The organism is Sphingobium sp. PNB, from assembly GCF_019873065.1.
GTDB classification, from domain to species: Bacteria; Pseudomonadota; Alphaproteobacteria; order Sphingomonadales; family Sphingomonadaceae; genus Sphingobium; species Sphingobium fuliginis.
Genome location: NZ_JAINEZ010000138.1, coordinates 1 through 8,210, shown reverse-complemented (window position 1 = coordinate 8,210; position 8,210 = coordinate 1). Strand labels below are relative to the sequence as shown.

Here is an 8,210-nt window from a genome sequence, read left to right as displayed (position 1 = left end):
CGAGGGGGGGAGGATAAAGGGTGAGGCGGCAAAAATCAACCGGCCTGAGGTGGAGGGGGAATGTCCTGATTCCACCCCTCCCGCTTACCGCCGCAGCAGAAACACCGCATGTTCCGCGAACAGATTGGCGTTCGCATGGGTGGTTTCCCGGTCGCCCTTCAGGAACCATTGGCCGTCTATGGTCCAGCCGCGATCCTTCACCAGGGCGCGGAAATCGTCGACCGTGACATGGTGGATGTTGAGCGTGTCGTACCATGTGTCGGGCAGCAGGCGCGTCACCGGCATGCGCCCGCCCCAGAACAGCGACAGCCGCCCGCGCCAATGGGCGAAATTGGGGAAGGATACGAAGGCCTGACGGCCAATGCGCAGCAGTTCCTCCACCACGCGGTCCGGGCGTCGGGTGGTCTGGAGCGTCTGGCTCAAGATCGCATAGTCGAAGCTGGCTTCGGGATAAGTGACAAGGTCGGTGTCGGCGTCCCCCTGCACCACCGAAAGTCCCCGGCCAACGGCGGCGGCGACATTGTGCGGGTCGATTTCAAGGCCACGCGCATCGACCCGTTTGGCGTCGCGCAGCGCCGCCATCAGCGCGCCGTCGCCGCAGCCCACGTCCAGCACCCGGGCGCCGGGGGTCACGGTACGGGCGATCAGGGCGAGGTCGGGACGCAGGCTCATGCGCGGCCGCCCTTCAGGAAGCCGTCCACCACCCGGTTCAGTTCCGGGCATTCCAGCAGGAAGGCGTCATGGCCGAAGGGGCTGGAGAGTTCGACGAAGCTCGCCTGCGCGCCGCCGGCATTGAGCGCGTGGACGATCAGGCGGGATTCCGCCGTGGGATAGAGCCAGTCCGTGTCGAAGCTGACGAGGCAGAAACGCGCCCTGGATGCCGTAAAGGCCTTGGCAAGGCTGCCGCCATGATCCTCCGCAATGTCATAATAGTCCATGGCGCGGGTGATGTAGAGATAGCTGTTGGCGTCGAACCGCTCGACGAAGCTCAGCCCCTGGTGGCGCAGATAGGATTCCACCTGGAAATCGGCGTCGAAGCCGAAGGTCTTGGACCCATTCGGGTTTTCCGGGCGCCCCTGAAGACGACGCCCGAATTTCTCCGTGAGGCCCGCTTCGGAAAGATAGGTGATGTGCGCGGCCATGCGCGCCACCGCCAGGCCCGCGCTGGGGATCGCGCCGTCCGCATAATAGTCGCCGCCGCGCCAGTTGGGGTCGGCCATGATCGCCTGCCGCCCGACTTCGTGGAAGGCGATGTTCTGGGCGCTGTGTCGCGCCGTGGAGGCGATGACGACGCAGCTTTCGACGCGTTCCGGATAAAGGGTGGGCCAGATCAGCGCCTGCATCCCGCCCATGGAACCGCCGATCACGGCATGAAGCCGGTCCACGCCCAGATGATCGAGCAGCATCGCCTGGGCGCGGACCATGTCGGCGATGGTGATCACCGGAAAGCGCATCGCATGGGGATCGCCGGTCGCGGGGTCCAGGCTGGCAGGCCCGCTGGAGCCCATGCAACTGCCGATGACATTGGCGCAGACGATGAAATGACGGGCGGGGTCGACCGGCTTCCCCTCCCCCACCAGCCGCCACCACCAACCGGGCTTGCCGGTGACGGGATGGTCCGACGCGACATATTGGTCGCCGGTCAGCGCGTGGCAGATGAGGATGACGTTGGAACGGTCCGCGTTCATCCGCCCATAGGTTTCATAGGCGATGTCCACCGGCCCCAGCGCGGCTCCGCTGTCCAGCCGCAGCGGGCCGGGCAGCCGCGCCTGCCGGCGCAGGCCGAAACGGGTGTCATCGGGAAAGGACGCGCTGGCCATATCGGTTCGGGCTAGGACCGGGGCCGGGCTCTGTCAATCGGCCCTTCCTTCGCCTAGATGACGGGCATGACCGACCATTCTGCCATCCCCATCCTGACTTATGGCCCGCTCTATCCCTATCTGGACGACGGGCTGGCACGGCGCTTTGCCGTTCACGCCCTTGCGGCGGATGCCCATCCGGATGCGCTGCCGCCCGAAGCGCGGGAGGCACGGGCGCTGGTATCCTTCGGATCGGTCGGCGCCTCCGCGGCGATCATGGACGCCTTGCCGAAGCTGGAGATGATCGGGCTGTTTTCGGTTGGCTATGACAAGGTCGATGTCGATCATGCACGGGCAAAGGGCATCCGCGTCACCAATACGCCGGACGTGCTGACCGATGACGTGGCCGACCTGGCGGTGGGGCTGCTCTATGCGACGGTGCGCAATATCGCGGCCAATGACCGGATGGTGCGGGCCGGAGATTGGGCGCGGGGCGTGAAGCCGCCGCTGTGCGGGCGCGTGACGGGCAAGCGGATCGGAATTTTGGGACTGGGCCGGATCGGGCGCGCCATCGCCCGGCGGCTGGAGCCGGTGGCGGGGGAGATTGTCTACCACAGCCGGCGGGCGGTGGCGGATACGACCTGTCGCTATGTGGCCGATCCGCTGGATTTCGCGCGGCAGAGCGATGTCGTCATTGTCGCGACCTCCGGCGGGCCGGAGGCGCGCGGGCTGGTCGATGCGGCGATGCTGGATGCGCTGGGCCCCAAGGGCGTGATCATCAACATCAGCCGGGGCAGCGTGATCGATGAGGACGCGCTGGTGGCGGCGCTGGGGGAAAGACGGATCGCGGGCGCGGGTCTCGACGTGTTCGCGAACGAGCCGCATGTGCCGGAAGCGCTATTGGCGATGGATCATGTGGTGCTGCAACCGCATCAGGGCAGCGCGACCGTCGAGACGCGCAAGGCGATGGCCGATCTGGTGCTGGCCAATCTGGATGCCTGGGCAGCGGGCGAGCCCCTGCTGACCCCCGTGGTGTGAGAAGCGGACGCCCGCATCCAAGCGCTTTGCGTTTCGCTTCGATGACGCTAAAGCGCGGCGCATGACAAAGCCTGCCCCCAAAGACTGGATCCTCGGCATTTCGCCCTATGTTCCCGGCAAGTCGGCCGCCGATGACGGGCGACCGCTGGTGAAGCTGTCCGCCAATGAAAATCCGCTGGGCACCGGGGAAGCGGCGCGGGCCGCGCTGGTCGCGGCAACGGCGGATCTGGCGACCTATCCCGATCCCGGCGCCGCCATGCTGCGCGAGGCGATCGCGGCGGCGCATGGGCTGGACCCGGCGCGGGTGATCTACGGCACCGGGTCGGACGAATTGCTGCACATCGCGGCGAGCGCCTATGCCGGGCCGGGGGACGAGGTGCTCTACGTCCGCTACGGCTTTTCGGTGTACGACATCGCGGCGCGGCGCGTGGGGGCGACGCCGGTCATCGCGCCGGACGCCGATTACGCGACCGATGTGGATGCGCTGCTCGCGGCGGTGACGGAGAAGACCAAGGTCGTCTTCCTCGCCAACCCCAACAACCCGACCGGCACCATGACGTCGCGGGAAGAGATTGCGCGGCTGCATGCAGGTCTGCGGCCCGACATATTGTTCGTGCTGGATCAGGCCTATGCCGAATATCTGGACGCGGACGAGGATGATGGCGGGCTGGAACTGGCGAAGAATGCCGCCAATATGCTCGTGACCCGGACATTTTCGAAGATTTACGGGCTTGCCGCCGAGCGGATCGGCTGGGGCTATGCCAGCGCCGAGGTGATCGGCGTGCTACACCGCATCCGCGCGCCGTTCAACGTGACGACGGCCGGGCAGGCCGCTGCGGTGGCGGCGATCGAGGACGTCGCCTGGGTCGAGGCGAGCCGGACACATAACCGGAAATGGCGCGAATGGCTGGCGGGCGAGATCGCCGCACTGTCCAACCATGGGCTGCGCGCCGTGCCGAGCAAGGCGAATTTCATCCTCATCCTGTTCGACGGCCGGCTGACGGCCGAGGCGGCGATGAAGGGCCTGTGGGACGAAGGCTTCGCCACCCGCTGGCTGCCGGGGCAGGGTCTGCCCAACGGACTGCGCATCACCATCGGCACCGAGGATCAGATGCGCAGGGTCGCGGCCAAGCTGCGCGCCATGGCGGAAGCCGCCTGATGCTGCCATTCTCGCGCGTCACGATCATTGGGCTGGGCCTGATCGGCTCCTCGCTGGCGCGGGCGATCCGCGAAGCCATGCCGACCGTTCGGGTGACGGGCCATGATGCCGATGCCGGCGTGCGGGAGATCGCGCGGGCCATCGATCTGTGCGACGACGTGACCGATACGGCGGGCGCTTCGGTGACGGATGCCGATCTGGTCGTGCTGTGCGTGCCGGTGCGGGCCATGGGCGCGGCGGCGGCGGAGATTGCCGACGATCTGCCTGCGGAGGCGATCATCAGCGATGTCGGCTCCTGCAAGGCCGATGTGCTGGCGCAGTTGAACATTGCCTTGCCCGGGCGCACGGTCATTCCCGCCCATCCCGTCGCGGGCACGGAGAATAGCGGGCCGGAAGCGGGCTTCGCCTCCCTGTTCCGGGGCCGCTGGTGCATCGTGACGCCGCCCGCCGACGCCGATCCGGCGGCGGTCGAGCGCGTGTCGGAGCTGTGGCGGCGCGTCGGCGCGGATGTCGAGACGATGGACCCGGCGCATCATGACCTGGTGCTGGCGGTGACCAGCCATCTGCCGCACCTTATCGCCTATACCATCGTCGGCACGGCCAGCGATCTGGAGGATGTGACCCAGTCGGAAGTCATCAAATATTCTGCTGGCGGCTTCCGCGACTTCACCCGCATCGCCGCGTCCGATCCGACCATGTGGCGCGACGTGTTCCTGGCGAACAAGGATGCGGTGCTTGAGATGCTCCAGCGCTTTTCGGAGGATCTGTCGGCCTTGCAGCGGGCGATCCGCTGGAATGACGGGGATGCGCTGTTCAACCTGTTCACCCGCACGCGGGCGATCCGGCGGTCGATCATCGAACAGGGACAGGACGATCCCAAGCCCGACTTCGGGCGTTCACATTGAATAGCGGCGTACGCCTGCCTTCGCAGCAGCATATCGGCTTATAAAGGCTCGTTCAGCGCATTGATGGCCGCATGGACGCGAACTTCCGCTTCCCGTCGATCCAGGCCGGGCGGAACGATCTCGCCCACCTTGTAAGTGATCGTGCCGCTGCGCTTCATGAACTTGCCGCGGGGCGAGACGCGGCCGCTGTCGACCGCGATGGGCACGACCGGCAGGCCCAGCAATACGTAGAGCCCGGCGAAACCGGCGCGCAAGGGCGGGCTTTCGCCATGGGGAACGCGGGTGCCTTCGGGAAAGAGGCAGATGGCGCGGCCCTCCGCCGTGGCGGCCTTGGCGGCGGTGCGAAGGGCGCGCAGCGCGCTCGCCCCGGCGCTGCGTTCGATGGGGATCAGGCCATAGCGGCGGGCGATGCCGCCCCAGAGCGGAATGTCGAACAGCTCGCGCTTGGCGGCGATGGCGGGACGATCCAGCAGGCAGAGCAGGTCGATCGTCTCGAACATCGATTCATGCTTGAGGATGTAGAGATAGGGACCGTCCTCCAGCCTTCCCTCGACCCGGACCTTCTGCCCCAGCAGCCAGCGCGCGCAGCCCCGATGGAAGCGGCTCCACGCGGTGGCGACGCGGGGAATGGAACGGGGCGCGACCAGATTGACCGCCATGGCCGCAAGGACGAACAGCAGCGATCCCGGATAGAAGATCGACATGAAGGCGAGGGATCGCAGCGCGGTCAGCATTCCGGGTGAACCGTTCAGATACCAATAAGCGCCGCCGCCCGGCGCAGCAGATATTTATTATATTCACGCGCCAGCATGGTGAGGCTGGGGCGGCTGGGCACCGCGTCGTAGACCAGCGTGACCCGTTCGGGCAAGGCCTGCCGCAGTTCGAGCGCGGAACGCCGCATGTGCCAGTCGGTGGTGATGAGGCGCACCGTCTTGAAATCCCGCCGTTCCAGCCAGTGCGCTGTCTCTATGGCGTTGGACCGGGTGTCGATGGCTTCGCGGCCAAGCGTGATGCAACAGGAGAAGAGGCGTTCAGGCACCTTATATTGCGCGGCCAGCTCCGCCGGGCGGACCGAGCGGTCGACGCCGGAGATCAGCATCCGCTTGGCCGCGCCGTCCTGAAGCAGGGAAAGGCCGCGGTCGATACGCCCGGCCCCGCCGGTCAGCACGACGATCGCGTCGGTCTGGCGACCGTCCAGCGGCTGGGGCAGGAAGATCGCGAACCAGGCGAAGCCCAGCATCCACCCCAACAGGGTGACGGCGATGAAGCGGACGATCACAGCAGCCGCCCCAGCGACCGCAGCACCGTCCAGCGCGCCGCGATCCGCGCCAGCAGCACGCAGCCCATGGGTATCGCGGCCAGCGCGGCCCAACTTGTCCACGGCAGCTGGACGCCGCTCAGCAGTTCCGATCCCGTCGCCAGCAGCCGCCCGCCCAGCAGCAGGATCACCAGCAATGCGCAGGCAAAGCCGAGCGCGCCCCCGAACAGCGCGTCGAGGCCGATGCGCCGCTGGAACAGCCGGGCGATCTGCACGTCGGTCGCGCCCATCAGGTGCAGCACGTCGATGGTGCCGCGATGGCTGTCATGCGCGGCGCGGGCGGCGAGGACGACCACCGCGCCGGTCGCCAGCGTCATCAGCACGACGATGCCCGCCGCCAGCCAGCCAAGCGCGGAAAGCAGATCCGCGAGCGGCGCGAGGAAGGCGGCATGGGGTTCGATGCGGGCCTTTGGCGAGAGGGCATGAAGCTGTCGGCGGAGCCGCTCGACCTTCGCGTCCGTCTGGCCCGGCGTGAGTTCGATGTCGATCAGCGCCGGTATCGGCAGGTCGCCGCTGGCCGCGTCCTGCCCCAGCCAGGGACGGATCTGCTCCGCCAGCGCGGCGGACGGGACCGGACGAACGGCGCGGACGGTCGCGTCCTTGCGCAGTGCGGCGGCCATGGCGGCGCTGAGGCGCTCGCGCTGTTCGGCATTGGCTTCCACGATCTGCACCGTCGCGCGCCCGGCAAGGTCGGCGCCCATCGCCTTCACCGCCGCGCCCAGACCCAGACCGGCGGCGGCCGACAGCACCGTCAGGAACATCATGATGGCGATGATCCAGGGCATGGGGCCGGCCACCCGCCCCTCCGGCAGCAGCCGGTGGCGCGCGGCGGCGGCGGCGCGGCGATTGCCCATGGCGCCGGGGGACGCCATCAACCGGCCGCCTGCGGTCGGGGCGGGTAGCGCAGCGATCCGGTCGGATCGGACAGACGGCCCTTGTCCAGCTTCATCATCTGCGCGCTGACCACCTGCGCGATCAGCGGCAGGTCGTGGGTGGCGACGACGATGGTGGTGCCCAGCCGGTTGAGCGCTTCGAACAGGGTCATGAGGCGGCGGGCCATGTCGGCGTCGACATTGCCGGTCGGCTCGTCCGCCACCAGTATTTCCGGGCGGCCGATGACGGCGCGGGCGATGGCGACGCGCTGCTGTTCCCCGCCCGACAGGGTGGCGGGGCGGGCCTGGCCGCGATCGCCCAGCCCCACCCAGTTCAACATCTCGCTGACGGGCAGGTCGATCTCGCTCTCCTCCATGCCCGCGACCCGCAGCGGCAGGGCGATATTGTCATAGACCGACAGATGCGGGACCAGCCGGAAATCCTGGAACACCACCCCGATGCGTCGGCGGAAACCCGGCAGGCGCTTGCGGGGCAGTGTCACGACATCCTCCCCGAACAGGCGGATGACGCCGCGGCTGGGCCGCTGGGCGAGGTAGAGGAGCTTCAGCAGCGATGTCTTGCCCGCGCCCGACGCGCCGGTCAGGAAATAGAAGCCGCCGCTCGCCAGGGAGAAGCTGACGTCGGACAGCGTCTCGCTATCCAGACCATAGCGCAGGCCGACATTTTCGAACTGTACGATGGCCGACATGCGTCTATTTCAGCGCCCGCGCGCTCCCTGCTTCCCCGATGGCCTAGCCATGGCACAGCGGACGGGCGGCCGTAAAGCCCATCCCGCCTGAGTCCGCGAGTCGCGCCCGGGTGGACGGGCATGTTTGAAGCCGCTTGCCCTCGAATCCAACTCATGCCTATGAAGCGTCATGATCCTGGTGTGTCCCAATTGCGCCACGCGCTATATCGTGCCGGACAGCGCCGTCGGCCCGAACGGCCGCCAGGTTCGCTGCGCCGCCTGCAAACATAGCTGGTTCCAGGAAGGCGCCGCGCTCGCCCCGCGAGAGGAAGCATTGGCGACGGCAGGCGTGCCCGAAGTCGCGGCGCCATCGCCTCCGCCTCCACCGCCCCCCCCGGCGCCGCGACTTCGGGCACGCCTGCCGTCGCCA

The 8,210-nt window shown here is 67.9% G+C and carries 10 protein-coding genes; 4 read left to right on the top strand and 6 right to left on the bottom strand.

Translation table 11 applies throughout. The features are described from left to right. Nucleotides 1–84 precede the first annotated feature (84 nt). On the bottom strand, nucleotides 85–672 hold the full coding sequence (gene metW, locus K7W03_RS25750; protein WP_222887762.1) for a methionine biosynthesis protein MetW: 588 nt from the start codon (nucleotides 670–672) through the stop codon (nucleotides 85–87). Next, a complete protein-coding gene (gene metX / locus K7W03_RS25745; protein WP_044661175.1) occupies nucleotides 669–1,820 on the bottom strand; it encodes a homoserine O-acetyltransferase MetX in 1,152 nt (383 codons plus the stop codon). The genes metW and metX overlap by 4 nt, the downstream gene beginning before the upstream one ends. A 57-nt stretch (nucleotides 1,821–1,877) precedes the next feature. Between metX and K7W03_RS25740 the strand changes: the two genes are divergently transcribed. The 3 genes from K7W03_RS25740 to K7W03_RS25730 all read left to right on the top strand — a co-directional run bounded on the left by K7W03_RS25740 (nucleotide 1,878) and on the right by K7W03_RS25730 (nucleotide 4,901). Continuing rightward, nucleotides 1,878–2,837 carry a 2-hydroxyacid dehydrogenase gene (locus K7W03_RS25740; protein ID WP_222887760.1) on the top strand — a complete coding sequence of 320 codons (960 nt, stop codon included), beginning with the start codon at nucleotides 1,878–1,880 and terminating at the stop codon, nucleotides 2,835–2,837. Nucleotides 2,838–2,898: 61 nt separating this feature from the next. Then, on the top strand, nucleotides 2,899–3,996 hold the full coding sequence (hisC, locus tag K7W03_RS25735; protein WP_222887758.1) for a histidinol-phosphate transaminase: 1,098 nt from the start codon (nucleotides 2,899–2,901) through the stop codon (nucleotides 3,994–3,996). Beyond that, complete coding sequence (locus K7W03_RS25730; protein WP_044661172.1) at nucleotides 3,996–4,901, top strand: prephenate/arogenate dehydrogenase family protein; 906 nt, start codon at nucleotides 3,996–3,998, stop codon at nucleotides 4,899–4,901. Before hisC ends, K7W03_RS25730 begins: the two co-directional genes overlap by 1 nt. Before the next feature lie 38 nt (nucleotides 4,902–4,939). Here K7W03_RS25730 and K7W03_RS25725 read toward each other — a convergent pair whose 3' ends face one another. Genes K7W03_RS25725 through ftsE form a run of 4 tightly spaced genes read right to left on the bottom strand, consistent with a single transcriptional unit; the run spans nucleotide 4,940 to nucleotide 7,801 of the window. Next, entirely contained in the window at nucleotides 4,940–5,635 is a 696-nt protein-coding gene (locus K7W03_RS25725) for a lysophospholipid acyltransferase family protein (RefSeq protein ID WP_044661171.1), read from the bottom strand. A 14-nt stretch (nucleotides 5,636–5,649) separates the two neighbouring features. After that, nucleotides 5,650–6,180 carry a YdcF family protein gene (locus K7W03_RS25720; protein WP_222887756.1) on the bottom strand — a complete coding sequence of 177 codons (531 nt, stop codon included), beginning with the start codon at nucleotides 6,178–6,180 and terminating at the stop codon, nucleotides 5,650–5,652. Next, a complete protein-coding gene (locus tag K7W03_RS25715; protein WP_222887754.1) occupies nucleotides 6,177–7,091 on the bottom strand; it encodes a cell division protein FtsX in 915 nt (304 codons plus the stop codon). Before K7W03_RS25715 ends, K7W03_RS25720 begins: the two co-directional genes overlap by 4 nt. Next, a complete protein-coding gene (ftsE, locus tag K7W03_RS25710; RefSeq protein ID WP_222887752.1) occupies nucleotides 7,091–7,801 on the bottom strand; it encodes a cell division ATP-binding protein FtsE in 711 nt (236 codons plus the stop codon). Before ftsE ends, K7W03_RS25715 begins: the two co-directional genes overlap by 1 nt. A 169-nt stretch (nucleotides 7,802–7,970) precedes the next feature. Between ftsE and K7W03_RS25705 the strand changes: the two genes are divergently transcribed. After that, on the top strand, nucleotides 7,971–8,210 hold a 240-nt coding region (locus tag K7W03_RS25705), incomplete at its 3' end, for an MJ0042-type zinc finger domain-containing protein (protein ID WP_222887750.1).

Excerpts from the sequence above, each read along its gene's own strand:
- ftsE (WP_222887752.1), bottom strand. The coding sequence starts at position 7,801 with ATGTCGGCCATCGTACAGTTCGAAAATGTCGGCCTGCGCTATGGTCTG.
- metW (WP_222887762.1), bottom strand. The coding sequence starts at position 672 with ATGAGCCTGCGTCCCGACCTCGCCCTGATCGCCCGTACCGTGACCCCC.
- K7W03_RS25725 (WP_044661171.1), bottom strand. The coding sequence starts at position 5,635 with ATGCTGACCGCGCTGCGATCCCTCGCCTTCATGTCGATCTTCTATCCG.
- K7W03_RS25740 (WP_222887760.1), top strand. The coding sequence starts at position 1,878 with ATGACGGGCATGACCGACCATTCTGCCATCCCCATCCTGACTTATGGC.
- metX (WP_044661175.1), bottom strand. The coding sequence starts at position 1,820 with ATGGCCAGCGCGTCCTTTCCCGATGACACCCGTTTCGGCCTGCGCCGG.
- K7W03_RS25715 (WP_222887754.1), bottom strand. The coding sequence starts at position 7,091 with ATGGCGTCCCCCGGCGCCATGGGCAATCGCCGCGCCGCCGCCGCCGCG.
- hisC (WP_222887758.1), top strand. The coding sequence starts at position 2,899 with ATGACAAAGCCTGCCCCCAAAGACTGGATCCTCGGCATTTCGCCCTAT.
- K7W03_RS25730 (WP_044661172.1), top strand. The coding sequence starts at position 3,996 with ATGCTGCCATTCTCGCGCGTCACGATCATTGGGCTGGGCCTGATCGGC.